This is a genomic window from Geodermatophilus sp. SYSU D00079 (assembly GCF_054050635.1).
Genome location: NZ_JBJGZS010000010.1, coordinates 80168 through 106496 on the forward strand (window position 1 = coordinate 80168; position 26329 = coordinate 106496).

The following is a 26329-nucleotide window of genomic DNA, read 5'->3' on the forward strand; positions in this document are numbered from 1 at the left end:
CGTGCAGCCGTACGAGCTGTCGCTGACCGCCGCGGCGGAGGAGATCGAGGCCGGGCGCCTGTCCCCGGTGGAGCTCACCGACTCCGTGCTCGGCCGCATCGAGGCCACGGAGCCCGCGATCAACGCGTTCGCCCACGTCTGCGCGGACCTCGCGCGGGACCAGGCGCGGGCCGCCGAGAAGGAGATCGCCGCGGGCCGGTACCGTGGCCCGCTGCACGGCATCCCGCTCGGGGTGAAGGACATCTACGACACCGCCGGCATCCCGACGACGGCCAGTTCGCAGGTGCGCGCGGAGTACGTGCCCGACACCGACGCCGTCGCCGTCCAGCGGCTGCTCGAGGCCGGGATGGTCATGGTCGGCAAGACCCACACGCACGAGTTCGCCTACGGCGGGCGCACCCACACCACCCGCAACCCGTGGGACACCACCCGCATCCCCGGCGGGTCCAGCGGCGGCTCCGGGGCCGCGGTGGCGGCCGGCTCCTGCCTGGTCGGCATGGGCACGGACACGGCCGGCTCGATCCGCATCCCGGCCAACCTGTGCGGCACCGTGGGGCTCAAGCCGACCTACGGGCGGACGTCGCGGCGCGGGGTGGCGTCCCTGTCGTGGTCGCTGGACCACGTCGGCCCGCTCACCCGCAACGTGCGGGACGCCGCCCTGGTGCTCGACGCCATCGCCGGGCACGACCCGCTCGACCCGGCCTCGGTCGACGTGCCGGTCCCGGGCTACGCCGCCGGCACCACCGGGGACGTCCGCGGGCTGCGGATCGGCGTGCCCACCAACTTCTTCTTCGACCACGTGCAGCCGGACGTCGAGGCGTCGGTGCGGGCGGCGGTCGAGGTGCTCGTGGGCCTGGGCGCCGAGGTGCGCGAGGTGACCATCCCGTACCCGGACCAGGTGCTGGCCGTGGAGTGGGGCATCGTGCTCCCGGAGGCCGCCGCCTACCACCAGGAGGCGCTGCGCACCAAGGCCGAGCTCTACCGCCCGGAGACCCGCATGCAGCTGGAGGTGGGGGAGCTGGTGCTGGCCACCGACTACATCAAGGCGCTGCGGGTGCGCACGCTCATCCAGCGGGCGTGGGCGGAGCTGTTCCGCGACGTCGACGTCGTCGTCGCGCCGGTGCAGCCCTTCCCCGCGCCGGTCGTCGACCAGATGGAGGTGACCTGGGCCGACGGCACCACCGAGGCCGTCGACCTGGCGATGGTGCGGCTCACCTCCCCGGCCAACCTGACCGGCCTGCCCACGATCGCGCTGCCGACCGGGTTCGACGCCGGCGGGCTGCCCCTGGGCATGCAGCTCATGGGCCGGCCGTTCGACGAGGCCACGCTGCTCGACGTCGGTACCGCCTACGAGTCGGCGACCGACACCGTGGGCCGGCTCGCGCCGCTCACCTGAGTCGGCCCACCGGCCAGGGGCGCGGCTTCCCGTCGCGGCGCGACTCCGGGGGAGGTGCGGCCTCCGGGCCCATCCGGACGGCGACTCCCCCGGAGTCGCGCCCCGGCCCGACCGGCCCCCGTCACTCGTGGAGGGCGGGCCCGGCCTCGTGGTGCGGGTGGCCCTGCGTGCGCTCGCGCTGCTTCATGCGGGCTTCGTAGACGTGCCGGTCGCCGCCGGCGAGCTCGGTGCGGGCCCGCTCGTCGAAGGCGCGGAAGACCGACCAGTAGGTCGCGTCGTAGTCCTCGACGATCTGGAACGTCCAGCGGTCGGCGATGACGTTGCGGCCCACGAGGTCGCGGTCGAGGTCGTCGGCCAGCTGCGTGTGGCCGGCCTCCCGGAACAGCTCGACGGCGTCCTGCAGGAGCAGGTCGGCCTTCCCGGAGTGCTGGTGGAACCCGTAGAGCTGGCCGCGGGCCTGCTCGATGGTCTCGAGGGCCTCGGACAACTTGCCGAGGCCCTCCACCGTGGTGTCGTCGAGGTCGGGCCGGCTGCGGTCGGTGCTCACCGCCCCATCCTGCGGTGCCCGGCGCGGCGGCGCCGGACGACCGAGGGGAGCAGCGGGAGGCGCCCCGGGCCGGACCGCTAGCGGCCGGCGAGGGCCGCGTCGACGAGCCGCTCGGCGAGGGCACGGCCGTGCGCGGCGGGCCCGTCGGGGCCGAGCAGGCCCCCGGAGAGGTACATGCCGTCGATGATCAGGTGGACCTGCGCGGCCAGGTCGTCGCCGGCGCCGGGCACCAGCTGCTCGGCGAGGCGCTCCAGGCGGGCGTGCAGCTCGAACTTGTAGTCGGCCGCGGCGCTGCGCGCGGGGTGCTGGGGGTCGTCGTACTCGCTGCTGACGTTGGTGAACGGGCAGCCGCGGAAGCCGGCGCGGGTCACGTCCCGCTCGACGGCGTCGACGACCGCGAGCAGCGCGGCGCGCGGGTCGCCCTCCAGGCGCACCAGCTCGGCGTCGATGAAGGCCAGCACGGTGGCCGCCTTGCGGGCCAGGTAGGCCCCGACGAGGTCGTCCTTGCTCTTGAAGAGCCGGTAGACCGTCATCTTGCCCAGGCCGGTCTCGCGGACCAGCTCGTCCATGCCCACGCTGCGGGAGCTGCGGGTGGCGAACAGCCGCTCCGCGGTGTCCAGGACGATGGCCTGCCGCTCGGCCCGGCTCCGGCGGACGGGAACCGAGACGTCGTCGGCGGCGAGGGGGAGGGCGGCTGCGGTCACGTCGGGGATGCTGCCCCAGCCCGTGACGGATCAGTTCGCGGCACGCCGGGATCCGGCGGCGGTTGGTCGCAGTGAGTGACGAGAGGCGCCCGGGCTGGCCGGGACCCCGGGGATCGGTGGGACGCGTGTGACGATGTGTGACCGTCGGGCGACCACCGATCCCCGTTCGGGTCAGGCCCGGCGCACCCGGCGGGGGTTGGCCAGCATCCGCGCCACGGGGACGGCGGAGGCCTGCTGGGCCTGCGACTCGTCGGCCTGGCGCCCGGTCGGGGTCTCGTCAACTACTCGCATGTCGCGCTGCGTGTCCTCCATGGGACCCAGCGTCCCCCCGAGGAGGCCGCGGGAAACAGACCCGTAACGGTGAGTTGAAGCCGGAACGGTGAGAGATCGGTCACCCCGCGTGTGGGCCGGGGGCCCTGTCGAGGGCGGCGGCCAACGCGTCCCAGGCCCCGGCAGGGACCGGGGCGACGGTGTTCGCGCTGTACCGGTCCACCAGGCCGGCGTAGCGCTCGCGCACCCGCGCCCCGACGTCCGCGGGGTCGGCGACGACGGCGAACGCGTCCAGCACCTCGTCGTCGACCAGGTCGCGCATCGCCGTCCACCGGTCCTCGCGGCGCCCGACGGACAGCGTGTGCAGCTCGTCGGCGAGGGCCTCCCAGCCGTGCAGCTCCAGCACCGGCCGGTAGGCCGGCGTGCTGCCGTAGAACGCGATCTGGGCCCGGACGGCGGTGGCCGCCGCCTCCCGCTCCGCGGCGGTGTCCCCGGTGACGACGAACCCCGGCAGGTTGACGGTGACCTCGGTGCGCGCCCGGCCGGAGCCGGCCAGCCCCTCGTCCAGCGCCGGCAGCGTGCGCTCGCGCAGGTAGCGGGCGGTGGTGAAGGGGTGGGCGAACAGGCCGTCGGCGACCTCGCCGGCCAGCCGGGTCATCGCCGGCCCCACCGCGGCGAGGTGCACCGGCGGCCCGCCCCACTCGTGCGGCTCGGGGCTGAACACCGGGGTCATGAGGGTGTGCGTGTAGTGCTCACCCCGGAAGCGCAGGGGGCTGCCCTCCTGCCAGGCGGTCCAGATGGCCCGCAGCGCGGCGACGTACTCGCGCATCCGCGGCACCGGGGCGCTCCACGGCATGGAGAACCGGCGCTCCACGTGGGCGCGCACCTGGGTACCCAGGCCCAGCACGAAGCGGCCGCGGGTGGAGCGCTGCAGGTCGTGCGCGGTGACCGCGACCGTCATGGGCGAGCGGGCGAACGCGACCGCGATCGCCGTCCCGACCTGCAGCCGGGTGGTCGCCCGGCCGGCGACCAGCAGCGGGAGGAAGGGGTCGTGGGCGGTCTCGGAGGTCCAGACGCCGGCACAGCCGCGCGCCTCCAGCCCGCGGGCGACGTCGGGGACGGCGTCGAGGTCGGCGGGCAGGGTGGCGTCGAGCAGCACGGCTGCGCAGCCTGCCGCACCGGCCACCCCGCCCGCCAGCGATCAGGGGGTGTCCGCGCCCTCGCCGGGCAGCTCCTGGCCCTCGGCGGGTTCCTCGCTGCGCGGGGTGCGGCCGTCGGTCGGCTCCTCGCCGGGCGGGTCGCCCTCGGCGCGCTCGGCGGTGCGGGGTGGGCGCTCCGGGTCGGTCATCGTCGTCCTCCTCGGTCGGGGGCTCGGTCCGGTCCGCCCGGCCTGTGCCCGGGGAACCGGCAGCTCAACCCCGCAACGGCGCCGCCGGCGGCAGCTCGGGGCGCAGCCGGGCGACGGCCGCGGCGTCGGGCAGCGCGGACCGGGCGCCGGGGCCGGTCGTGGACAGCGCAGCGGCGGTGACCGCGGCGGCGACCGCCTCGGCCGGGGTCGCGCCGCCGGCCAGCGCGACGCCCATCGCGCCGCAGAAGCAGTCCCCGGCGCCGGTGGTGTCGACCGGCCGGACCGGCGGTGGGGCCTGCAGCAGCGCGGGCCCGTCGGCGGGCACCAGCAGCGCCCCGCGCGCGCCCAGGGTGACCACGACCGTGCCCGCCCCCAGGGTGCGGGCCAGGACGGCCAGCTCAGCAGGGTCGCGGTCGCCCGGTGCCGCGCCGGCCAGCGCGACCAGCTCGTGCTCGTTCGGCACGAGCACGTCGACGCGCGCGAGCAGCTCCGCCGGGAGCGGCCGGGGCGGGGCGGGGGTGAGGACGACGGTGCCGCCGGCGAGGGTCGCGGCAGCGGTCACGGTGGCCAGCGGCACCTCCAGCTGGAGCAGGACCACCCGCGCCCGGCGCACCGGGTCGACGTCGACGTCGTCGGCGCGCAGCTCGGCGTTGGCCCCCGGGACGACGACGATGAGGTTCTCCCCGCTGCCCTCCTCGACCGGGATCGTCGCGGTGCCGGTGGGCGTCTCCGGCGTCCGTCGCACGTGCCCGACGTCGACCCCGTCCCCGGTGAGCGCCGCCAGCTGCCGGTCCCCGGCGGGGTCGGTGCCGACCCGGCCCACCATGACCACGCCGGTGCCCAGCCGGCCCGCGGCCGCGGCCTGGTTGGCGCCCTTGCCCCCGGGCGCCAGCGTGGTGCCCGAGCCGACGACGGTCTCGCCCCGCCCGGGCAGGCGCCCGACCCGCACGAGGACGTCCTCGTTGAGGCTGCCGACGACGGTCACCGACACGCGGGCACCTCCGGAGGACGGGCGGGGAGGTCAGCTCTACCAGACCCCGCTCACCGCGCGGCCGTCCGGCGGTGGCGCAACGGCAGCGCGTACCAGGCCACCGCGCCGACGCCCACCACGAACCCGCACCCGACGACGGCCGGCCAGCGGCCCAGCACCACGTCCAGCACCAGCAGGACGGCGCTGGTGATGCCGAGGAAGAGCAGCCCCAGGCCGATGAGCAGCGCGCGGTCGGCGAAGGCGACCAGCTCGGCCTTGCGCCGTCGACGGAACAGCGTGCGGTGGAACGACACCGGTGCGATGAGCACGAGGATCGCGGTCGCCGTGCTGAGCAGGGTGACCGTGTAGACCGTGGTGCCGAACGGTCCCTGCTCCTCGAAGCGGACCGTGAACGGCAGGGTCAGCAGGAACGCGAAGAGCACCTGCACGCCGGTGATCGCGACCCGCAGCTCCTGGAGCAGCTCGGCGAGGTTGCGGTCGAGCACCTGCTCCGGCGTCTGACCCCGCAGCTGGGCGGCACCGGCCACGTCCGTCCGCTCCCGCGTCCCGGCCGTCCGTTTCCCCGTCACGGCGTCGCGGTACCGCGCGGGGACGCACCCGACACCCGGAGGCAGGCACATGGCCGAGGACCGCGACACCGTCCGGCGTGAGTTCGGCGAGGCGGTGAACATGACCCCCGCGGAGCTCGAGGAGTGGCTCGACACCGACGAGTCGCAGGCGGTCGGGCAGAAGGACGGCGACGGCGAGTCCACCGGCCACGCATCCGGACGCCGGATCGTCGCGCTGCTGCGGACGAAGGCAGCCGACCTGACCGACGACGACATCGCCCACATGCGCAAGGTCCACGGCTACGTGCAGCGGCACCTCGCGCAGGAGCCGGCGAAGGAGGACGTCGCGACCTCCCGGTGGCGGTACTCGCTCATGAACTGGGGACACGACCCGCTCAAGGGCCGTTGGATGCCCGCATGAGCGGTCTGCCCCGCAACGACCCCCGCCAGTACGACGAGCTCGCCGACCAGTGGTGGGACGTCTCCGGTGGGTTCGCCGCGCTGCACTGGCTGGCCGCCTCGCGCGCCGAGCACATCCCGCCGGCCGCGGCGCCGGGCGCGGTCCTGGTCGACCTGGCGTGCGGTGGCGGGCTCATGGCGCCGCACGCGGCCCGGCTGGGCTACCGGCACGTGGGGGTGGACCTCGGGTGGCGCGGGCTGGAGCTGGCGCGGGGGCACGGCGTCCTGGCGGTGCAGGGCTCGGTGCACGCCGTCCCGCTCGGGGACGGCTGCGCCGACGTCGTCGTCGCCGGGGAGATCCTCGAGCACGTCGAGGACGACGTCGGCGTGCTGGCCGAGTGCGCCCGGCTGCTGCGGCCCGGCGGCACCCTGGTGATCGACGCCCTGGCGGCGACCCGGCTGGGGCGGTTCCTCATGGTGACCGTCGCCGAGCGGCTGCCCGGCGGCCCACCGCCGGGCCTGCACGACCCGGCGCTGTTCGTCGACCGCCGCCGGCTGCTGGCCGCGGCCGACGAGCTCGGGCTGGAGCTGCGGCTGGTCGGGCTGCGCCCGTCGATGCGGGAGGCGATCGGCTGGCGGCTGGGCCGGCGCCGGTCGGTCCGGATGAAGCCCATCCGCTCCACCGCGGTGGTCTTCGCCGGGTACGGACGCAAGCGCTGATGCGGCGGGACGCCCTGCTCAGCCGTACCGTTTCCGCCATGACGCCGAGCCCGTGCGCCCGCGGAGCGGCACCCGCAGCCGAGTCCTCGCCCACCCGTGTGGCTGCCTCCCCGCCGCGGCCCGCCGGCGTCGGCCAGGTGGCCCGGTGAGCGCCGCCGTCGTCACCGGCGCCGGCGCCGCGCTCCCCGCCACGATCGACCAGGACGCCGTCTGGGACGGCTTCTTCGCCGAGCACTACGCCGGGCTGCGCGCGGCCCGGCGCATCTTCCGCTCCTCGGGCGTGCGCCGCCGGCACGCGGTGGCCAGCCCGCTGGACGAGGACCTCAGCAGCTGGGGCACCGGCGCCCGGATGCAGCGCTACGTCCAGGAGGCGCTCCCACTGGGCAAGCAGGCGGTGGCCGGCGCCCTGGACGCCGCCGGCCTGCCGCCGGGCGACGTCGGGCTGTTCGCGGTCGCCACCTGCACCGGCTACGCCACGCCGGGCCTGGACATCCGGCTGGCCGGCGACCTGGGCATGCCCCCGGGCCTGCAGCGGCTGCTGGTCGGCCACATGGGCTGCTACGCGGCGATCCCCGGGCTCGCGGCCGTCGCGGACTTCGTGACCGCCCGGTCACGCCCGGCGGTGCTGCTGTGCTGCGAGCTCACCAGCCTGCACGTGCAGCCGGCCCAGGCCGACCTCGAGCAGGTCGTCGCGCACGCGCTGTTCTCCGACGCCGCGGCCGCGGTCGTCCTCGAGCCCGGTGCCCGGCGCGGGCGCCGCCTGGCCGGCGTCGTGGCGCGCACCGACGCCTCCACCGCCGACCACATGACCTGGGACGTCACCGACCTCGGCTTCCGCATGGGGCTGTCGCCGCGGGTGCCCGACGTGCTGGCCCGGCACGTCGGGGACGTCGTCGAGGAACTGCTCACCGGCGCCGGGCTGCGACCCGAGGACGTCGCGGGCTGGGCCGTGCACCCCGGGGGGCCGCGGATCCTCGACGTCGTCCGTGACGAGCTCGGGCTGGCCGAGGCCCAGCTCGCCGCCTCCCGGCGGGTGCTGGCCGAGCACGGCAACTGCTCGTCGGCCACCGTCCTCCTCGTGCTCGACGAGCTGGCGGACGTCGACGGCCCGGTCGTCGCCATGGCGTTCGGCCCCGGCCTGACCCTCTACGCCGCCCTGCTGCTGCCCGCCTGACCGGGGCCGGCGTCCGGCGTGACGCCGACCGTCGCCGCCTCCTAGGCTCTGTGCGCTGCATCACATCCCGGAGGGGGCGACTGCATGGGGGAGGAACCCACCGAGGTGCGAGTCTTCCTCGTCGACGACCACGAGGTCGTCCGGCGGGGCGTGGCCGAACTGCTCGAGGAGGACCCGGCGATCCGCGTGGTGGGCGAGGCGGGATCGGTCGCCGAGGCCCTCGCCCGGGTGCCCGCGGTGCGGCCGGACGTCACCGTGGTGGACATGCGGTTGCCCGACGGCGACGGGGCGGAGGTGTGCCGCCTGCTGCGCGAGCGCGTCCCGGACCAGCGCTGCCTGGTGCTCACCAGCTACTCCGACGACGACGCGGTCGCCGCCGCGGTGGCCGCCGGAGCGGCCGGTTACCTGCTCAAGCAGGTGCGCGGATCGGCGCTGGTGTCCGCGGTGCGGACCGTCGCCGCCGGCGGCACGCTGTTCGACCAGGACCCGGCGGTGGCGGTGGCCGCCCGCAGCCGGCCGGTCGAGCGCGACCGCCGGCTGGCGGTGCTGACCGAGCAGGAGCGCACGGTGCTGCGGCTGATCGGGGAGGGCCTGACCAACCGGCAGATCGGCGAGCGGATGGGCCTGGCGGAGAAGACGGTGAAGAACTACACCAGCCACCTGCTGGCCAAGCTGGGCCTGGAGCGCCGCACCCAGGCCGCCATCCTCGCCACGGAACTGCGCGACCGCCCGGCTGCGGGGAGCTGAGCGGCCCGGGTCAGGGCTGGGCGGGCAGCGGGACCGTCCAGCGGATCTCCGTCCCCGACGGGCCGGTCGACGTGGTCAGCCGGCCGCCGTGCCGCTCGGCACGGTCGGCGAGGTTGGTCAGGCCGCTGCGGACGGTCACCTCCGGCAGGCCGACGCCGTCGTCGGTGACCACGACGCGCACGTCCGACGTGACGGTGACCAGCACCGTGACCCGGCTGGCCCGAGCGTGCCGGACCACGTTGGTCACCAGCTCACGGACGACGGCGACGACGTCGGGCACCAGGCTCGCGGGCAGCTCGTCCAGGTCGCGGAGCCGGACGTCGGGCCGGATCCCCTGCCCGCCGGTGATCGACCGGACGACGTCGGCCAGGCGGCTGCGGACCGCGTCCGGGGAGTCGTCCTCCGGCTGGTGCAGCTCGAAGATCGCCGAGCGGATGCGGGCGATCGTCCCGTCCAGCTCGTCGACGCGCTCGGCCAGCCGGGCGGCCGCCTCGGGGTGCTCGACCTGCAGGGACCGGCTGATCCGGTCCAGGGCCAGACCGGTGGCGAAGATCCGCTGGACGACGTGGTCGTGCAGGTCACGGGCGATCCGGTCGCGGTCGGCCTCCATCTGCAGCCGGCGCTCCCGCAGCTGGCTGCGGGCCAGCTGCAGGGCGACGGCGGCCTGGGCGGCGAAGGCCGAGGCCAGGTCCAGGGTGTCGGGCTCGAAGGGCGCACCACCCTTGCGCCGCATCGCGACCACGGTGCCCAGGGGCGGGCGACCACCCAGCGGGATGAACAGGGTGGGGCCGAAGCCGAGAGCCATCTCCCCGAGCACCGGCGCGCGCCGGCCACCGGGGGCCGCCACGCTCACGTCGGCGATGAGACGGGGGACCCCGGACCGGTGGGCGGCGCCCAGCTGGGTGTCGGCCAGGGGCAGCCGCACGCCCTCGAAGTCCCCGCTGGCCAGGCCGTAGGCGGAGACGACGACGAGGGCGTCCTCGTCGTCGGCGCTCGGGGCGAGGACCCCGGCGACGTCCGCGTCGGCCAGGGCGGCGACCCGCTCGGCGATGGCGTGCAGCACGGTGTCGGGGTCGGCGCCGGAGAGCAGCGCGGTGGCGATGCCGCTGCCGGCCTGCGCCCACGCCCGCCGGTGCTCGGCCCGCTCCACCCGGAGGGCGTTCTCGATGGCCAGGCCCGCCGTCGCGGCCAGCGCCTGGGCCACCCGTTCGTCGGCGTCGGTGAAGGGGCCGCCGGGGCGCTTCTCGGTCAGGTAGAGGATCGCGAACACCCGCCCCGCCACGCGGATCGGCAGGCCCATGAAGCTGTGCATCGGCGGGTGACCCGGCGGGAAGCCGACCGCCTCCGGGTGGGTGGTGAGGTCGTCGAGCCGCAGCGGCCCCGGGGCGCCGATCATCACGCCCAGCACGCCCTCCCCGGCGGGGAGGCGGCCGATCCGCTCGCGGTCCGCGGCGTCCATGCCGACCACGACGAACCGCTCGAAGCCGGTGCCCGTGCGGTCGAGGACGCCGACGGCGCCGTAGGTGGCCTGCACCTGCTCGACGGCCGCGCTGACGACCCCGCGCAGGGTCGACTCGACGTGGTCGCTCTGCGCGGCCGCGCGCACGCCGGCGGCGAGCACCGGGACGGGACCCCGGTCGTCAGGGTCCCCAGGGGCGGGCGGGGTCACGGCCCGGCCGACGAGGACCTCGGGATGGGGAGCACCGGTGCGGGGATGGCGGCCTCCGGTCACGCTCCGCGGGCCAGGCGCCGGGGGTGCGGCCGGGGGACCGCCGGGCGCAGCAGGGTCTTGCCGTGGGCGCCGACGACGACGAGGTCGGCACCGCGGGCCGCGCTGGTGAGGGCCTCGAACACCGGCCGCTCGAGCACCGCGGTGCGGGTGCGCCCGGCCACCCCGGTCTCGGCGATCGCCCGCAGCACCACGGCCTCCAGGCGCTCGAGGGCGGGCGAGGGGTCACGGCGGCCCAGGCCGGCCAGCGGGTCGGGGTCGGTGTCGTCCAGGACGCTGACGGCCACCACCGTGGCCTCCCGCCGGGCAGCCTCCCGCAGTGCCCACACCAGCGCGCCGTAGCTGCCGGCCGAGCCGTCCACGTCGACGACCAGCCACGGGTTCTGCCGCCGCGGCAGCAGCGGGGACAGCCGCGTGGGCTCGACCGGGGGCCTCGGGTCGTGGGTCTCCTCCGGCACGGCGCCATCCGGCATCTCGTCGTCCCCCAGTGCGCGCACGGCGCCGTCGTCCGACCGCCGGGTGACCGCACCGGCCCCCGTGTCCGGCTCGCTGCTGAACCGGTGCTCGTCGGCCATGCGGGGCATCGTGTCCGCCCGTCCCCGCTCCGCGGCAGGGCCCAAGGGCCCGGTGTCCGCCCAGGTGGGGGAGTGACGACACCGTTCCGGTTCACACCCGTGCGTGCCACTGCGCAGAGTCATCCAGCGACTACAGCGATGCGGGGACGCGCCTGCCGCTGACCACGGTGGCGTCCCGCTCCCCGTCGTGCACCACCTCGGCGGTCAGGCCGCCGGCAGTGACGGCGGCCGCGGTGAGCGGCGCCTGCGCCCGGCTGGTCTCCAGCAGCAGCACGCCGCGCGGCGCCAGCCACCGACGCGCGCCCGCGGCCACCCGGCGCTGCAGGTCGACGCCGTCCGCACCGCCGTCCAGCGCCGTGCGGGGCTCGTGGTCGCGCGCCTCGGGGGGCATGAGCGCGATCGCCGCCGTCGGCACGTAGGGGGCGTTGACCGCGAGCAGGTCCACCCGGCCGAGCAGGTCGGGGGGCAGCGCGTCGTAGAGGTCGCCCTGGTGCACCCTGCCGCCGACGGGCGCGAGGTTGCGCCCGGCGCAGCGGACCGCCACCGGGTCGACGTCGGCGGCGTGCAGCTCGACCGGGCCCGCCGCGGCCGCCACGGCCGCGCCCACGGCGCCGGTGCCGCAGCACAGGTCGACCACGACCGGGTGGGGGACGCCCCGCAGGACGGCGGCCGCCCGGTCGACCAGCAGGCCGGTCCGCAGCCGCGGCACGAAGACGCCGGGCTCCACGGCGATGCGCAGCCCGCAGAACTCCGCCCAGCCGAGCACGGTCTCCAGCGGCTCGCCGGCCACCCGCCGTGCGACCAGGGCCTCCACGGCGGCGGGGTCGGGCGTCGCGGCGACGAGCGCGGCGGCCTCGTCCTCGGCGAAGACGCAGCCGGCGGCCCGCAGCCGGGCCACGAGCTCGGGAGGCGGGATGGGGACCTCCCGGCCGGGGCGGGTGTCGGCCCGCCGGGCGAGCCCCGTGAGGGGCGAGGAGAGCGGGTGACGAGAATCGAACTCGCACTGTCAGCTTGGGAAGCTGATGTTCTGCCATTGAACTACACCCGCGGGGTCGCCCACCTGCGACGACGGCTGGAGCCCCGCCGCGGGAAGCGACACCCAGGAGCCTACACGGGTGGTACACGGCGGCGAAGCAGGGGACGCAGCCGGAGGCGGCCATCCCCGGGCCGGCCGGGCAGCTCACGCCGAGCGGATGACCACCGTCGTCCCGGTCGGGCTCGGGGTGGCGGTGATCTCCCCGACCGCGCTCATCAGCATCGAGCCACGGCCGCGGTCCATGCTCGGCACCCGCTCCCGCCACCGGCCGTGGTCGCGGACGGAGATCTCCACCCGCCCGCCGACGACCTCGGCCGCGACGTCGATGAACGGCTCGGTCGGGTCCTGCGCGTGCTCGACGGCGTTCGTGGCCGCCTCGCACGCGGCGAGCACGAGGTCGTAGGCCCGCTCCTCGTCGAGACCGGCCTCGGCGAACAGGGCGCGCACCCGGCGGCGCAGGGCGGGGATGGACGAGCCGGCCGCGGGGAACCGCCACCGGCCGCTGATCCGGCCCGGCACTGCGGGTGCGCCGTCCCCGCGGTCGGTCCCGGCCGGCGGGGGACCGGTCATCGGCAGGCGCGGCACGGGCGGGCCGGCAGCGTCGGACGGGACGGTCCGGCCGCCGTCGCCCGGCGGCGGCGGGGGGACGGCGCCGCGGGCCGCGCCGGCGCGGGCGAGCACTGCCCGCAGTCGGGCCACCAGTTCCGCCGACTGGAACGGCTTGGCCAGGTAGTCGTCGACCCCGGCGTCGAAGCCCTCCACGGCGGCCTCCTGGCCGGCGCGTGCGGTCAGCACGACCACCGGGACGCTCCGGGTCGCGGGATCGGCGCGCAGGGCCCGGAGCAGGCCGAACCCGTCCAGTCCCGGCATCATCACGTCGGTCAGGACGACGTCCGGGCGGGCCGCGGCCACGCTCTCCAGCGCCTCCTGGCCGTTGGTCGCCGTCCGGACCTCCCAGTACGGGGACAGCAGCCGGGTGAGGTACGCGCGCATGTCGGCGTTGTCGTCCACGACCAGGACCTCGGCGCCCGCGGCGGGGCTCCGCCCGGGCGCGGTCCAGCCGAGGTCGTCGTCCCAGGGGGCGACGGTCGCACCGCGGGCGGCCGTCGAGGGGGCGGCGGGGCCGTCGGCGGCGGCGTCCGGGGAGCCGAACGGCAGGGTCACGGTGAAGGTGCTGCCGACGCCGGGCTCACTGGACACCGTGACGCTGCCGCCGTGCAGGCCGGCCAGCTCGCGGACCATCGCCAGCCCCAGCCCCGTGCCCTCCCGGCTGCGGGCGGGGGAGTCGGGGACCCGGTGGAACCGCTCGAACAGGTGCGGGAGCTCCTCGGCCGGGATGCCCACGCCGGTGTCGGACACCTGCAGGGTGATGGTCTCGCCGTCGGCCCGCAGGGTGACCTCGATGCTGCCGACGAACGTGTACTTCACCGCGTTGGCGAGGAGGTTGAGGACCACCTTCTCCCACATCCGCCGGTCGACGTACGCGGGCCGTCCCAGCGGCGGGCAGTCGACGACCAGCTGCAGCCCGGCCCGCTCCGCCGCCGCACGCAGCACCCCGGCCAGCTCCGCGGTGAGGGCGGCCAGGTCGGTCTCCACCCGGACGGCGGCGGTGCGGCCGGCCTCGATGCTGACGAAGTCCAGGAGGTCGTTGACCAGGCCCTGCAGGCGCTGGCCGTTGCGCAGCGCGAGGGTCAGCTGGTCGCGGACGGACGGCTGCAGCCCGGTGCCGGCCAGGGCGTCGCTGATCGGCGCCAGCAACAGCGTCAGCGGCGTGCGCAGCTCGTGGCTGACGTTGGCGAAGAACGCCGTCTTCGCCTGGTCCAGCTCGGCCAGGGCCTCGGCGCGGGACCGCTCCGCGGCGTAGGCGCGGGCGTCCAGGACGGCGCCGGCGAACTGCCCGGCGAGCAGCTCGTGGAACGAGCGGTACTCCTCGTCGAGGGCCCGGTTCGGGTTGACGCCCACCACCAGGGCCCCCACTTCGTCGCCGCCCGGCCCGGCCAGCGGGAGGACGACGGCGGCGGCGACCGGGTCACCCCACGGCCCGCCGGCGACCCTGAGCCGCCCGACCTCGCTGGGCAGCAGCGCGGCGGCGGAGGGGACGGCCGCGGGCAGCAGCTGCGGGTCGCAGCCGACGGCGGCCGCCCGCCGCAGCCCGGGGGTGCCCGGCTCGGCGAGGTAGACGGCCGCGAACGGGACGTCGAGGGGGTGCCCGGCCAGCGCCGCGGTCATCTCGGCCACCGCGTCGCGCTCGTCGCCCAGCAGGCCCGCCGACGACGCCACGTCGCGCAGCAGCCGTTGCCGGCGCTCGGCCAGGACCTGGCGGGTGACCTCCGTGCACACCGCGTGCATGCCGGCGACCTCGCCGTCGTCCCCGTAGGCCGGGGCGTGCGAGACGGTGAAGTAGGTCTCCTCGCGGTAGCCGGCCCGCTCGAGCAGGAGCAGCAGCTCCGGGATCCACGACGGCTCGCGGGTCGTCATGGCGCGCTCGACCGGCTCCTGCAGCGCGGGCCAGCCCTCCGCGAGGGTGATCCGCAGGTCCTCGCCGATCGCGCCGGGGTGCTTCGCGCCGATGAGGTCGGCGTAGGCGTCGTTGTAGATCTGGGTGTACCGCGGCCCCCAGGTCAGGATCATCGGGAACCGTGAGGCCAGCACGGTGCGCACGGAGTGCCGCAGGCTGGCCGGCCAGTCGGTGACCGGCCCGAGCGGGGTCGCCGACCAGTCCAGCGAGGCCATGAACCGGCCGTTCTCGCCGCCGTCCCGGAAGAGCTCCTGCTCCACGGGCGGCCGCTCGTCACCGGTGCTGGCGCGCACGCACACCTCCGGCTCCGGTCCTCGACTGCTGCGCCGGCGCGGTCGCTCGTGCGCGGGTCGCCCGGTCAGAGGCCGGGTGACAGGCCCGAACGGTACCCCGGGGGTCAGCGGCGCATCTCGACGAGGAACCCGGTCGCCTCCGAGCGCAGCCGCTCGGCCATCTGGGACAGCCCGGTGGTGTCGGTGGCCCCGGCGCCCATGGAGGCCGAGCCATCGACCGCGGCGGCGATCCCGTCCACCAGGCCGTTCATCTCGGTGACCGTCGTCCCCACCTTGTCCATGACCGCGGCGACCTCCTCGCAGGCCTCCCGGATCCGCTCGACCTGGGTCGTGACCCGCACGGTGGCCCGGGCGGTCTGGTCGGCGAGGTCCTTGACCTCCGTGGCGACCACGGCGAAGCCCTTGCCGGCCTCGCCGGCGCGGGCGGCCTCGATGGTGGCGTTGAGCGCCAGCAGCCGGGTCTGCGCCGCGACGGCGTCGATGAGCGCGATGACGTCCTGGATCTCCGCCGAGGAGCGGGTGAGCGAGCTCAGCGTCTCCTGGGCCGCACCCGTCTCCGCGCTCGCCGCCGACGCCGCGGCGGTCAGCCCGGACGCCGAGGCGCTCATCTCCGTCGACGCCGTCGCCACCTGCTCCGACATGGCCAGGACGACGGCCTCGAACTCGTCGGCCAGGCGCAGCCGGGCGGTCTGGGCCTCGGTGACCCGGCCCGCGGTCCGCTCCATGGCCTCCCGCGCGGTGTTGATCTCCGTCGCGCCCTGGCGGTACGCCCCCGCCAGCCCGGTGAGCAGCAGCGAGCGGGAGAAGCGGCCCTCCGCCGCCGCGGCCAGCGCGGCCGAGGACTCCCGGACGAACGCGTCGGACACGTCCAGCACGCGGTTGGCGCTGTGGTGCAGCGCCACCAGCTCCGGCACGTCCGCCATGCCGGGCGTCGGGCGGCTGCGGGCCTCGAGGTCGCCGCGGGCGGCGGCCTGGCACGTCGCGGTCAGCTGCCGCACGAACTCGCGGTAGGCGGCGAGCTCCGCCGCGTCGCTGCGCCGGGCGCCCTCACCCCGGGTGCGGACGCCCACGTCAGCGCTCCTCGCGGTTGATGACCGACCAGATGAACTCGTCGTACGACGACGCCTGCTCCGCGACGAGCTCGTCCAGCAGCCGGGACGACGCCGCGACCGCGGCCCTGGCCGTGGGGTGCCGGCGCTCCTCGGCGAGCAGCCGCTCGTACAGCGGCGTCACCCGGCGGACCGCGCCGGCGGCGGGGCTGCGTCGGTTGGAGTGGAACCCCGTCACCGAGCCGTCGGCGCCGTAGGACGGCGTGACGTGGGCCAGGACCCAGTAGTGGGCGCCGTCGGAGGCGAGGTTGTCGATGTAGGCGAACAGCTCCCGGCCCTCGGTGAGGGTCTGCCACAGCAGGGCGAACACCGCGCGCGGCATCCGCGGGTGCCGGATGAGGTTGTGCGGCTGGCCCACCACCTCGTCGAGCTCGTAGCCGCTGACCCGTAGGAACACGTCGTTGGCGTAGGTGATCACGCCCCGCTGGTCGGTCTTGGAGACGATCAGCTCGTCGGGGCGGAACGTGCGCTCCTCGCCGGTGGGCCGGATGCCCCGGCCGGCGCCTCGGGGTGCGGGACGTGCCGCCTGGGTGTCGAGCACGGGTCCTCCTGGGCGGCGCGGCGTGACCCCTGTGTCATCGGCAGCCGCGGCCCCGGGTGTAGCCGGGACGCCACCGCCGGCCGCGCACCGCCAGGGCCCACCGCGCACCGCCCGCCGCCAGGGCCCGGGAGGGCCGGAGCGCGCCTCCCTAGACTCCGGCGCATGCTGCTGTCCGACCGCGACATCACGGCTGCCATCGCCGAGGGGCGGCTCGGCATCGAGCCCTACGACGAGGGACTGGTGCAGCCCTCGAGCATCGACGTCCGGCTGGACCGGTTCTTCCGGGTCTTCAACAACGCCCGGTACACCCACATCGACCCCGCCCGGCAGCAGGACGACCTGACCACCCTGGTCGAGCCGGACGGCGACGAGCCGTTCGTGCTGCACCCGGGGGAGTTCGTCCTCGGCTCGACGCTCGAGGTGGTGACCATCCCCGACGACCTGGCCGCCCGCCTGGAGGGCAAGAGCTCGCTGGGCCGGCTCGGGCTGCTCACCCACTCCACGGCCGGCTTCGTCGACCCGGGGTTCAGCGGCCACATCACGCTGGAGCTGTCCAACGTGGCCAACCTGCCGATCACCCTGTGGCCGGGCATGAAGATCGGCCAGCTGTGCCTGTTCCGGCTGACCAGCCCCGCCGAGCACCCGTACGGCTCGGCGGTCTACGGCTCCCGCTACCAGGACCAGCGCGGCCCCACGCCGTCCCGGTCGTTCCGCAACTTCAGCCGCGCCGAGACCCGCCGCCCGGCTCCGTGACGTGCACGGTGACCGGCGGCTCGGCCCCGGCCACCTCGACGACGTCCCCGTGGGCAGCGGTCGGTGACCAGCCGGGGACCTCGTCGTCGACGAACCGGGGCCGCGACACCAGCCAGCCGGTGACCATCAGCACCGCCACCCCGGTGAGGACGACGACGAACATGCCGGTGTAGCCGCCGGTGCTGCCGCGCAGGACGCCGACCAGCAGCGGACCGGCGCCGGCCAGCAGGTACCCCCACCCCTGGACGACGGTGGAGAGCGCGGCCGTCGTCTCCGGCGTCCGGGCCCGCATGCCGATCAGCGTGAGCACCATCGCGAAGGTGCCCATGCCGAGGGCGAGCAGGCTCATCCACAGCCACGGCACGGTGCGCGGGGCGAGCATCAGGCCGACCCAGCCGGCGACGTAGCAGACCCCGAAGGCGGCCAGCAGGGGCCGTTGCAGGTTCTGGCGCACGGTCAGGACCGGGACGATCGCGTTGAGCGGGATGACGACGATGGTGTTGATGCCGAGCAGCAGGCCGGCCGTGGCCGCGCTCAGGCCGGAGTCCCGCAGGTACTGCGCCGTCCACCCGATGAGGACGTAGGCCTGCATCGACTGGGCGCCGAAGAAGACCGCCAGCGCCACGGCCATCGGGCTGCGCACCAGGGAGCGCATCCGGACCGCGCCGCGGGCGTCGCGGGCGGCGTCCCGGGACGCGCCCGGGCGGGCCGGCACCGCCAGCCACGGCAGCGCGGCCAGCAGGGCGAGCACCGCCCACCAGCCCAGCGCCCAGCGCCAGCCGTCGGCCCCGGTGGCGGCGGCGATCGGAGCGGCGGAGATGGAGGCGATCGCGCCGCCGGCGGCCATCGACATGCTGTAGGCGCCGACCAGCAGACCCGTCCGCCCGGGGAAGTGGCGCTTGACCAGGCTGGGCAGCAGCACGTTGCCCAGCGCCCCGCCGACCATCGCCAGCACCGTGCCGACGAGGAACAGCCAGAAGGATCCGGCCAGCGCCCGCACCACCAGGCCGGCGGCCATGGCCAGCAGTGCGCCGGCCAGCACGTGCCCGTCGCGGAAGCGGGCGGCCAGCGGTGGCCCGGCGAAGCCGATCGCGGCGAAGCACAGCACCGGCATGGTGGTGATCAGCCCGGCCATCCCGCTGGAGATGCCCAGGCCCCGCTCGATCTCCTCCAGCACCGGGCCGATGCTGTTCACCGCGGTGCGCAGGTTGAAGCCGGTGAGGACGATCGCCGTCCCGATGAGCAGCAGGCCGCGGCGGTGGTCCGGAGCGGTCGGGCCGGCGGAGGAGGACGGGACGGCGCGGGTCACCCGACGATGGTCCTCCCCGGTCCGGGACGACCTCGCGCCGGGTGGTTAGCCTCCGCAACCATCGGTGCCGCCCGGGACGGCGACGGCGCGCGCTCCCCGAGGGGAACGCGCGCCGTCGTGGTGTCGGGCCGGCCGCGGTCAGCTCCGGGGGCCGTGCTCCGTGTTGGCCGAGTCCAGGCCCACCACGTCGTCGGTCTGCGTGCCGACGTCGGCACCGGACTCGGTGCCGGGTGCGCCCACGGGCGCCAGCGAGCGCAGCAGGATCTGGCTCACGTCGAGGACCTCGACGTGCTCGCCGGCCTCGCCGTTCTGCTTCTTGGTGGTCAGCGCGTCCGACAGCATCGTGATGCAGAACGGGCACGCGGTGGAGATGACGTCGGGATCGAGGTCGAGCGCCTCCTCGGTGCGCTCCATGTTGATCCGCTTGCCGATCTTCTCCTCCATCCACATGCGCGCGCCGCCCGCGCCGCAGCAGAAGCCGCGGTCCTTGCAGCGGTGCATCTCCTGGGTGGTCAGGCCCTGGACGGAGTCGAGGATCTCCCGCGGCGGCGTGTAGACCTTGTTGTGCCGGCCGAGGAAGCACGGGTCGTGGTAGGTGACCTTGCGGTCGACCGGGGTGACCGGGGTGAGCCGGCCCTCCTCCACCAGCTGGCCGAGCAGCTGCGTGTGGTGCACCACCTCGTAGTTGCCGCCCAGCTGCGGGTACTCCCGGCCCAGGGAGTTGAAGCAGTGCGGGCAGGTGGCGACGATCTTGCGCATCCCCGGCACCCGGCCCTCGAAGACGCCGTCGAGGGTGGCGACGTTCTCCTGCGCCAGCATCTGGAAGACGAACTCGTTGCCCATGCGGCGGGCCGGGTCGCCCGAGCAGGTCTCCCCGGAGCCGAGGACGGCGAACTCGACGCCGGCGGTGTGCAGCAGTTCGGCGACGGCCTTGGTGACCTTCTTGGCGCGGTCGTCGATGGCGCCGGCGCAGCCGACCCAGAACAGGTACTCGACGTCGTAGTCCAGCGGGCCGTCGGCCATCCGGACCTCGAAGTCGAGCTCCTTGATCCAGTCCTCGCGGGTGCTGGCCTGCACGCCCCACGGGTTGCCCCGGTTCTCCAGGTTGCGCAGCATCACGCCGGCCTCGGAGGGGAAGCTCGACTCGATGAGCACCTGGTAGCGGCGCATGTCCTCGATGTGGTCGACGTGCTCGATGTCGACCGGGCACTGCTCGACGCAGGCGCCGCAGTTGGTGCAGCTCCACAGCACGTCGGGGTCGATGACCCCGCCCTCCTCGAGGGTGCCGACCAGCGGGCGGTGCGCCTGGGCGTCGTTGGTGCCCTCGATGCGCGCGTAGCCCGAGGCCCAGACCTGCTCGTCGCTGGGCTTGAGGACGTCGTAGTCCGGCGCGGTCTCGCTGGCGGTCTTCTCGCCGAGCAGGTACGGGGCCTTGGCGTACAGGTGGTCCCGCAGGTCCATGATCACCATCTTGGGGCTGAGCGGCTTGCCCGTGTTCCACGCCGGGCACTGGCTCTGGCACCGCCCGCACTCGGTGCAGGTGGTGAAGTCGAGCATCCCCTTCCAGGTGAAGTCCTCGATCTTGCCGCGGCCGAAGACGGCGTCCTCGTCGGGGTCCTCGAAGTCGATCAGCTCGCCGCCGGAGGTCATCGGCTGCAGCGGGCCCAGCGCGACGCTGCCGTCGTCCTCGCGCTTGAAGTAGATGTTGAAGAAGGCGCTGAACCGGTGCCAGGCCACGCCCATGTTCAGGATCCGGCTGATGACGACCAGCCAGACCAGCGAGACGACGATCTTGACGAAGGCGACGACGGTCAGCAGGTCGGGGCTGTCCGGCAGCAGGGTCGCCAGCGCGCCGGAGACCGGGTGCGACCAGGCGGGCGCCTCGGTCAGGCCGCTGGACACCTTGAGGGCGCGGATGAGCAGGATGCAGACGCCGACGGTGAGGACGACCGCCTCGACGAAGTAGCCGCGGCCCTCGTTCGTGCCGGCGAACCGGCTGGCCCGCCCCTGCCGGCGCGGGTGGTCGCGCTGGCGCCGGATGATCAGGTAGATGATCCCGAGGACCGTCCCGGTGCCGATGACGTCGGCGAACAGGTTCCACAGGCTCCACTCGCCGATCAGCGGCAGGTGGAACGCCGGGTCCCAGACCTCGCCGAAGGCCTCGACCAGGGTGAGGAACAGGCCGTAGAACCCGACGAAGACGAACCAGTGGGCCACGCCGATGGTGGACCACTTGAGCATCCGGGTGTGGCCGAGGGACTCGACCAGCAGCGTCTTCAGCCGGGCCCTCACCGGGCCGAACCGGGTGCCGTCGGGCTGGCCGATCCGGATGATCCGGACCATGGCGCGCACCGCCCGGTAGGCCATCACCGAGGCCACCACCAGGAACAGGACGCTGATCGTCCCCAGGACGACCTGCAACGGGCCCGTCATGTTCTTCCTCCCGCACGCGCCTGACGGCGTCGGTTGATCCCCCGCCCGCCGTCGACGGACCGCCGCGGGCACACCGCCCGCACGCGTCGCACGATAGCGGCCGGACGCGGATGCTACTCGCCGGTAACCACCGCGGCGGGCCGCCCTGCCCTCGAGTCCTCGGCGGCGACCCGGCCCCGCGCCCCCGGGGAACAGTTCCGGCCGGACTGCCGTTAGGGTGGGCAGGAAAGTTGAGTGGACCCCGCGCAAGGCGGGCACCCAGCAACTGACCCACAGACCTGGACCACACCGGTACACACGGAAGAGAGGCCATCTCCATGGCTCGAGCGGTCGGTATCGACCTCGGCACCACCAACTCCGTCGTCACCGTCCTCGAGGGCGGCGAGCCGACGGTCATCGCCAACTCCGAGGGTTCGCGCACCACCCCGTCGGTCGTCGCGTTCGCGAAGAACGGCGAGGTCCTCGTCGGCCAGTCGGCGAAGAACCAGGCGGTCACCAACGTCGACCGCACCATCCGCTCCGTCAAGCGGCACATGGGCACCGACTGGAAGACCAACGAGATCGACGGCAAGCGGTACACGCCGCAGGAGATCTCGGCCCGCATCCTGCAGAAGCTCAAGCGGGACGCCGAGACCTACCTGGGCGAGCCGGTGACCGACGCGGTCATCACCGTCCCGGCCTACTTCGAGGACGCGCAGCGCCAGGCCACCAAGGAGGCCGGTGAGATCGCGGGCCTCAACGTGCTCCGCATCGTCAACGAGCCCACCGCCGCCGCGCTGGCCTACGGCCTGGACAAGGGCGAGACCGAGCAGACGATCCTCGTCTTCGACCTCGGTGGTGGCACCTTCGACGTCTCGCTGCTGGAGATCGGCGAGGGCGTCATCGAGGTGAAGGCCACCGCCGGTGACAACCACCTCGGCGGTGACGACTGGGACCAGAAGGTCGTCGACCACCTGGTCAAGACCTTCAACGCCTCCAACGGCATCGACCTGTCCAAGGACAAGCTGGCCATGCAGCGGCTCCGCGAGGCCGCCGAGAAGGCCAAGATCGAGCTGTCGGGCGCGCAGTCGACCAACGTCAACCTGCCGTACATCACCGCCGGCGCCGAGGGCCCGCTGCACCTCGACGTCACGATCACCCGCGCCGAGTTCCAGCGGATGACCCAGGACCTGCTCGACCGCGCCCGTGCGCCGTTCAACCAGGCCATCCGGGACGCCGGGATCTCCGTCGGCCAGATCGACCACGTCGTCCTGGTGGGTGGCTCGACCCGCATGCCGGCCGTGACCGACCTGGTCAAGGAGCTCACCGGCGGCAAGGAGCCCAACAAGGGCGTCAACCCCGACGAGGTCGTCGCGGTCGGTGCCGCGCTGCAGGCCGGCGTCCTGCGCGGTGAGGTCAAGGACGTCCTGCTGCTCGACGTCACCCCGCTGTCCCTGGGCATCGAGACCAAGGGCGGGATCATGACCAAGCTCATCGAGCGCAACACCACGATCCCGACCAAGCGCTCGGAGATCTTCACGACGGCCGACGACAACCAGCCGTCGGTGCAGATCCAGGTCTTCCAGGGCGAGCGCGAGATGGCCGCCTACAACAAGAAGCTCGGCATGTTCGAGCTGACCGGTCTGCCCCCGGCGCCGCGCGGCGTCCCGCAGATCGAGGTGGCCTTCGACATCGACGCCAACGGCATCGTGCACGTGTCGGCCAAGGACCTCGGCACGGGCAAGGAGCAGTCGATGACCATCACCGGCGGCTCGGCCCTGCCCAAGGACGACATCGAGCGGATGATGAAGGACGCCGAGGCCCACGCGGAGGAGGACAAGCGCCGCCGCGAGGAGGCCGAGACCCGCAACCTCGCCGAGTCGCTGCAGTACCAGACCGAGAAGTTCCTGGCGGAGAACGGCGAGAAGATCCCCGCCGAGAAGAAGGAGGAGCTCGGCGAGGCCCTCACCGAGCTGCGCTCGGCCCTCGGCGGCTCCGACATCGCGGCCATCAAGGCGGCGCAGGAGAAGGTCGCCCGCGTCTCGCAGGAGGTCGGCGGGGCCCTCTACGCCCAGCAGGCCGAGGCCCAGAACGCCGCGGGTGCCCCCGGCGCCGGTGCGGGAACCCCCGGTGACGCCGGCGCGTCCGGTACCACGACGGGTGGCGACGACGACGTCGTCGACGCCGAGATCGTCGACGAGGACAACGACCGCCGATGACGGGGAGGGAAGAGGAGCCGCGGGTCGTCATCCGCGACAAGCGGCGCATCGACCCGACCAGCGGCACCGTGCGGGAGCCGGCCGGCGAGCAGCCGGCCGGCGCCCGCACGGGCGCAGACGTTCCGGACCGGACCGCGCCGGGCCCAGCTCAGGGCTGGCCGGCGCAAGGGGAGCAGATGAGCGAGCACGAGACCGTCGCCGAGCAGCAGCCGGCGACGGGGGACGACGACCTGGGCCGCCAGCTGGCCGAGCGGACCGAGGACCTCCAGCGGGTCACCGCGGAGTACGCCAACTACCGCCGCCGGGTGGAGCGGGACCGCCAGCTGGTGGTCGACCAGGCCGCCGAGCGGTTCGCCGCCCAGCTGTTCCCGATCGTCGACGACATCGAGCGGGCGCGGGACCACGGCGACCTGACCGGTGCCTTCAAGGTGGTCGCCGACCGCGTCCTGGGCCTGCTCGACGGGCTCGGCGTGGAGGCCTACGGGGTCTCCGGGGACCCGTTCGACCCCTCGCTGCACGAGGCGGTCATGCACGACACCTCGCCCGACGTGCAGGTGCCGACCGCCAGCACCGTCCTGCGGCAGGGTTTCCGCCGCGGCGACCGCGTGCTGCGGACGGCGATGGTCGCGGTCACCGACCCCGAGGGCCCGGCAGCGGCCGGCGACGGCGCGGTGGTCGAGGCCGCGACGCCGCCGGGCGACGGCGCCCCGGCGTCCGACTGAGCCAGAGAGGGGGCGCCCGATGAGCACCCGGGACTTCATCGAGAAGGACTACTACGCCGCTCTCGGCGTCGCCCAGGACGCCGACGCGGCTGCGATCAAGAAGGCCTACCGCCAGCTGGCGCGGGACCTCCACCCGGACAAGAACCCGGGCAACAGCGAGGCCGAGGCCCGGTTCAAGGAGGTCTCCGAGGCCTACGACGTGCTGTCGGACACCAAGCGCCGGGCCGAGTACGACGAGGCCCGGCGGCTGTTCGGGGCCGGCGGCGCGGGCGCGCGGGCCGGCTTCCCCGGGGGCTTCCCGGGCGGGGCCGGCGGCGGTCAGCCGTTCGACCTCGGCGACCTGTTCGGCGCGGCCGGGAGCGCCGGCCGCGCCGGGACCGGCGGGCTCGGGGACCTCTTCGGCGGCCTGTTCGGTGGTGGCGGTGCGGGATCGGGCTCCGCGCGGGCGCGCAGCCAGGCGGCGTCCGGTCCCGCCCGCGGCCAGGACGTCGAGACCGAGGCGACGCTCTCCTTCGAGGAGGCGGTCCTCGGCGTGACCGTGCCGCTGCGCATGCAGAGCCCGGGCACCTGCCCGACCTGCTCCGGCAGCGGCGCGCGGCCCGGCACCTCGCCGCACACCTGCCCGGTGTGCCAGGGGGCCGGCGTCACCAGCCGCAGCCAGGGCGCGTTCGCCTTCTCCGAGCCGTGCCGCAACTGCCGCGGCACCGGCCAGGTGGTCGACGACCCGTGCCCGACGTGCGCCGGCAACGGCGTCACCACCCAGACCCGGACCATCACCGTCCGGATCCCGGCCGGGGTCAAGGACGGCCAGCGGATCCGGCTGGCGGGCAAGGGCGCGCCCGGCCGGCGCGGTGGCCCGGCCGGCGACCTGTACGTCGTCGTCCACGTCTCCGAGCACGAGCTCTTCGGCCGTAAGGGCAACGACCTCACCCTCACCGTGCCGATCACCTACGCCGAGGCGGCGCTGGGGACGACGCTGACCGTCCCGACGCTGGACGGCAACGTCTCCCTCAAGGTGCCCGCCGGCACGGCCAGCGGCCAGACCCTGCGCGTGCGCGGGCGGGGCGTGCCGGGCAAGGGCCGGGCCGGGGACCTGCTGGTGACCGTCGAGGTCGCGGTGCCCAAGCGGCTGAGCCCCGCCGCCGAGGAGGCGGTCAAGGTGCTCGACGCCGAGCTCGGTGACCCGCGGCCGCGGATCACCGCCGCCGTCCAGGGGAGCTCGCGGTGACCGCCGCGGCCGAGGGCCGGGAGCGGCAGGAGGCCGGCCGCGCGGTCGCCGAGGACGCCCCCGTGTTCGTCATCTCGGTGGCCGCCGAGCTGGCCGGCATGCACGCGCAGACCCTGCGCCAGTACGACCGGCTGGGCCTGGTCAGCCCCGGGCGCACGCCCGGTGGTGGCCGGCGGTACAGCCCGCGCGACGTGGCCCTGCTGCGGGAGGTCCAGCGCCTCTCGCAGGAGGACGGCGTCAACCTGGCCGGCATCAAGCGGATCATCGACCTGGAGTCGCAGGTGGAGGCGCTGCAGCAGCGGGTGACGGAGCTGCTGGGTGAGCTGGAGGTCTCCGAGACCCGGCGGATCGCCGCCGAGTCCGCCGTCCGGGCCGGCTACGGCCGGGACCTCGTGCCGCTGCGCCCCTCCACGTCGGCGCTGGTCGTCTGGCGTCCCGGGCAGCAGCGGTGAGCGACACCGGCGTGCACGAGGCGATCGTGCACGTGGAGCGGGAGATCGCGCTGCTGCTGCGCCGGTCGCGGGCGATGTCCGCCCGGCTGTCGCGGGAGCTGCACCCCGACCTGGACGGCGCGGCCTACGGCCTGCTGGTGCTCCTGGAGGACGCCGGGCCGCTGCGGGCGAGTGACCTCGTCGCCCGTCTCGGCCTGGACAAGAGCACGGTGAGCCGCCAGATCGCCTCCCTGGTCGACCTGGGCCTGGTCACCCGCGCCCCCGACCCCGCCGACGGCCGTGCCCAGGTGCTGGCCACCTCCGCCGAGGGCGCCGCCCGGCTCAGCCGCATCCGGGACGCCCGGCGGGCCCGCTGGGAGGCCGACCTCTCCGACTGGCCGGTCGAGGACATCGCCACCCTGGGCGACCTGCTCGGCCGGCTCAACCGCCTGGGTGAGGCGCGCGACGGCAGCGGGATCGCCGAGCCCCGGGAGGCCGCGCCGCGCCGCTGACCGGCGCCGCCCCCTCGCCGCCGCTTCCTCGCCGCCACAGACCCCCACCGTGACCGACCGGTCACGGTGGGGGTCTTCTGCGTCACAACGGTTGCAGA

General features: G+C 75.1%; 26 protein-coding genes and 1 tRNA gene. 11 read left to right on the top strand and 16 right to left on the bottom strand.

The features are described 5' to 3' along the window. Nucleotide 1: 1 nt before the first annotated feature. Nucleotides 2–1396 carry an amidase gene (locus ACI79E_RS10745; protein ID WP_456932524.1) on the top strand — a complete coding sequence of 465 codons (1395 nt, stop codon included), beginning with the start codon at nt 2–4 and terminating at the stop codon, nt 1394–1396. 121 nt (nt 1397–1517) lie between these two features. Here the strand turns inward: ACI79E_RS10745 and ACI79E_RS10750 are convergent, their stop codons facing one another. From ACI79E_RS10750 to ACI79E_RS10780, 7 genes are all read right to left on the bottom strand, one after another. Further along, a complete protein-coding gene (locus ACI79E_RS10750) occupies nt 1518–1943 on the bottom strand; it encodes a hypothetical protein (protein WP_456932525.1) in 426 nt (141 codons plus the stop codon). A gap of 77 nt (nt 1944–2020) precedes the next feature. Continuing rightward, complete coding sequence (locus ACI79E_RS10755) at nt 2021–2647, bottom strand: TetR/AcrR family transcriptional regulator (RefSeq protein WP_456932526.1); 627 nt, start codon at nt 2645–2647, stop codon at nt 2021–2023. A 171-nt stretch (nt 2648–2818) separates the two neighbouring features. Further along, nucleotides 2819–2959 carry a hypothetical protein gene (locus ACI79E_RS10760; protein WP_456932527.1) on the bottom strand — a complete coding sequence of 47 codons (141 nt, stop codon included), beginning with the start codon at nt 2957–2959 and terminating at the stop codon, nt 2819–2821. Nucleotides 2960–3038: 79 nt separating this feature from the next. Continuing rightward, the gene (locus ACI79E_RS10765) at nt 3039–4076 is read right to left on the bottom strand and encodes a TIGR03617 family F420-dependent LLM class oxidoreductase (RefSeq protein WP_456932528.1); all 1038 of its coding nucleotides are present in this window, start codon (nt 4074–4076) and stop codon (nt 3039–3041) included. Between the two features lie 42 nt (nt 4077–4118). Next, on the bottom strand, nt 4119–4265 hold the full coding sequence (locus tag ACI79E_RS10770) for a hypothetical protein (RefSeq protein WP_456932529.1): 147 nt from the start codon (nt 4263–4265) through the stop codon (nt 4119–4121). Between the two features lie 64 nt (nt 4266–4329). Then, nucleotides 4330–5256, bottom strand: coding sequence for a ribokinase (locus tag ACI79E_RS10775; RefSeq protein ID WP_456932530.1), 927 nt, complete (start codon nt 5254–5256; stop codon nt 4330–4332). A gap of 50 nt (nt 5257–5306) precedes the next feature. Beyond that, nucleotides 5307–5783: a DUF6328 family protein gene (locus ACI79E_RS10780; protein WP_456932531.1), complete on the bottom strand. Its 477-nt coding sequence runs from the start codon at nt 5781–5783 to the stop codon at nt 5307–5309. Nucleotides 5784–5874: 91 nt separating this feature from the next. On the opposite strand from ACI79E_RS10780, the gene ACI79E_RS10785 reads away from it, so the two are divergent. From ACI79E_RS10785 to ACI79E_RS10800, 4 genes are all read left to right on the top strand, one after another. Then, nucleotides 5875–6225 carry a DUF3140 domain-containing protein gene (locus ACI79E_RS10785; protein ID WP_456932532.1) on the top strand — a complete coding sequence of 117 codons (351 nt, stop codon included), beginning with the start codon at nt 5875–5877 and terminating at the stop codon, nt 6223–6225. Further along, on the top strand, nt 6222–6923 hold the full coding sequence (locus tag ACI79E_RS10790; protein ID WP_456932533.1) for a methyltransferase domain-containing protein: 702 nt from the start codon (nt 6222–6224) through the stop codon (nt 6921–6923). Before ACI79E_RS10785 ends, ACI79E_RS10790 begins: the two co-directional genes overlap by 4 nt. Nucleotides 6924–7068: 145 nt before the next feature. Next, nucleotides 7069–8097, top strand: coding sequence for a type III polyketide synthase (locus tag ACI79E_RS10795; protein ID WP_456932534.1), 1029 nt, complete (start codon nt 7069–7071; stop codon nt 8095–8097). A gap of 84 nt (nt 8098–8181) precedes the next feature. Further along, nucleotides 8182–8844 (top strand): response regulator, encoded by a 663-nt coding sequence (locus tag ACI79E_RS10800; RefSeq protein ID WP_456932535.1) that lies wholly within the window; start codon nt 8182–8184, stop codon nt 8842–8844. A 10-nt stretch (nt 8845–8854) separates the two neighbouring features. Here ACI79E_RS10800 and ACI79E_RS10805 read toward each other — a convergent pair whose 3' ends face one another. From ACI79E_RS10805 to ACI79E_RS10835, 7 genes are all read right to left on the bottom strand, one after another. Continuing rightward, nucleotides 8855–10465 carry a GAF domain-containing protein gene (locus ACI79E_RS10805; protein WP_456932536.1) on the bottom strand — a complete coding sequence of 537 codons (1611 nt, stop codon included), beginning with the start codon at nt 10463–10465 and terminating at the stop codon, nt 8855–8857. A 107-nt stretch (nt 10466–10572) separates the two neighbouring features. Further along, nucleotides 10573–11148: a universal stress protein gene (locus ACI79E_RS10810; protein WP_456932537.1), complete on the bottom strand. Its 576-nt coding sequence runs from the start codon at nt 11146–11148 to the stop codon at nt 10573–10575. Between the two features lie 130 nt (nt 11149–11278). Then, nucleotides 11279–12046 carry a putative protein N(5)-glutamine methyltransferase gene (locus ACI79E_RS10815; RefSeq protein ID WP_456932538.1) on the bottom strand — a complete coding sequence of 256 codons (768 nt, stop codon included), beginning with the start codon at nt 12044–12046 and terminating at the stop codon, nt 11279–11281. Nucleotides 12047–12125: 79 nt separating this feature from the next. Continuing rightward, a tRNA-Gly gene (locus ACI79E_RS10820) sits at nt 12126–12196 on the bottom strand. A gap of 132 nt (nt 12197–12328) precedes the next feature. Further along, nucleotides 12329–14995 carry an ATP-binding protein gene (locus tag ACI79E_RS10825; protein ID WP_456932539.1) on the bottom strand — a complete coding sequence of 889 codons (2667 nt, stop codon included), beginning with the start codon at nt 14993–14995 and terminating at the stop codon, nt 12329–12331. A gap of 104 nt (nt 14996–15099) precedes the next feature. Beyond that, complete coding sequence (locus ACI79E_RS10830; RefSeq protein WP_456932540.1) at nt 15100–16065, bottom strand: methyl-accepting chemotaxis protein; 966 nt, start codon at nt 16063–16065, stop codon at nt 15100–15102. A gap of 1 nt (nt 16066) precedes the next feature. Beyond that, on the bottom strand, nt 16067–16645 hold the full coding sequence (locus ACI79E_RS10835; protein WP_456932541.1) for a PAS domain-containing protein: 579 nt from the start codon (nt 16643–16645) through the stop codon (nt 16067–16069). 162 nt (nt 16646–16807) lie between these two features. Between ACI79E_RS10835 and dcd the strand changes: the two genes are divergently transcribed. Continuing rightward, nucleotides 16808–17398, top strand: a complete 591-nt coding sequence (gene dcd, locus ACI79E_RS10840; protein WP_456932542.1) for a dCTP deaminase — start codon at nt 16808–16810, stop codon at nt 17396–17398. Here the strand turns inward: dcd and ACI79E_RS10845 are convergent. Further along, complete coding sequence (locus ACI79E_RS10845; RefSeq protein ID WP_456932543.1) at nt 17364–18707, bottom strand: MFS transporter; 1344 nt, start codon at nt 18705–18707, stop codon at nt 17364–17366. The genes dcd and ACI79E_RS10845 overlap by 35 nt on opposite strands. A gap of 138 nt (nt 18708–18845) precedes the next feature. After that, nucleotides 18846–21140, bottom strand: coding sequence for a heterodisulfide reductase-related iron-sulfur binding cluster (locus ACI79E_RS10850; RefSeq protein WP_456932544.1), 2295 nt, complete (start codon nt 21138–21140; stop codon nt 18846–18848). Nucleotides 21141–21457: 317 nt separating this feature from the next. Between ACI79E_RS10850 and dnaK the strand changes: the two genes are divergently transcribed. From dnaK to ACI79E_RS10875, 5 genes are read left to right on the top strand one after another with little or no spacing between them, the layout of a single operon-like run. After that, the gene (gene dnaK, locus ACI79E_RS10855; RefSeq protein ID WP_456932545.1) at nt 21458–23338 is read left to right on the top strand and encodes a molecular chaperone DnaK; all 1881 of its coding nucleotides are present in this window, start codon (nt 21458–21460) and stop codon (nt 23336–23338) included. Then, nucleotides 23335–24060: a nucleotide exchange factor GrpE gene (grpE, locus tag ACI79E_RS10860; RefSeq protein ID WP_456932546.1), complete on the top strand. Its 726-nt coding sequence runs from the start codon at nt 23335–23337 to the stop codon at nt 24058–24060. Before dnaK ends, grpE begins: the two co-directional genes overlap by 4 nt. Nucleotides 24061–24079: 19 nt before the next feature. After that, nucleotides 24080–25288, top strand: a complete 1209-nt coding sequence (gene dnaJ / locus ACI79E_RS10865; RefSeq protein WP_456932547.1) for a molecular chaperone DnaJ — start codon at nt 24080–24082, stop codon at nt 25286–25288. Next, nucleotides 25285–25740 (top strand): heat shock protein transcriptional repressor HspR, encoded by a 456-nt coding sequence (locus ACI79E_RS10870; protein WP_456932548.1) that lies wholly within the window; start codon nt 25285–25287, stop codon nt 25738–25740. The genes dnaJ and ACI79E_RS10870 overlap by 4 nt, the downstream gene beginning before the upstream one ends. Next, complete coding sequence (locus ACI79E_RS10875; protein WP_456932549.1) at nt 25737–26231, top strand: MarR family winged helix-turn-helix transcriptional regulator; 495 nt, start codon at nt 25737–25739, stop codon at nt 26229–26231. Before ACI79E_RS10870 ends, ACI79E_RS10875 begins: the two co-directional genes overlap by 4 nt. Nucleotides 26232–26329: the final 98 nt, after the last annotated feature.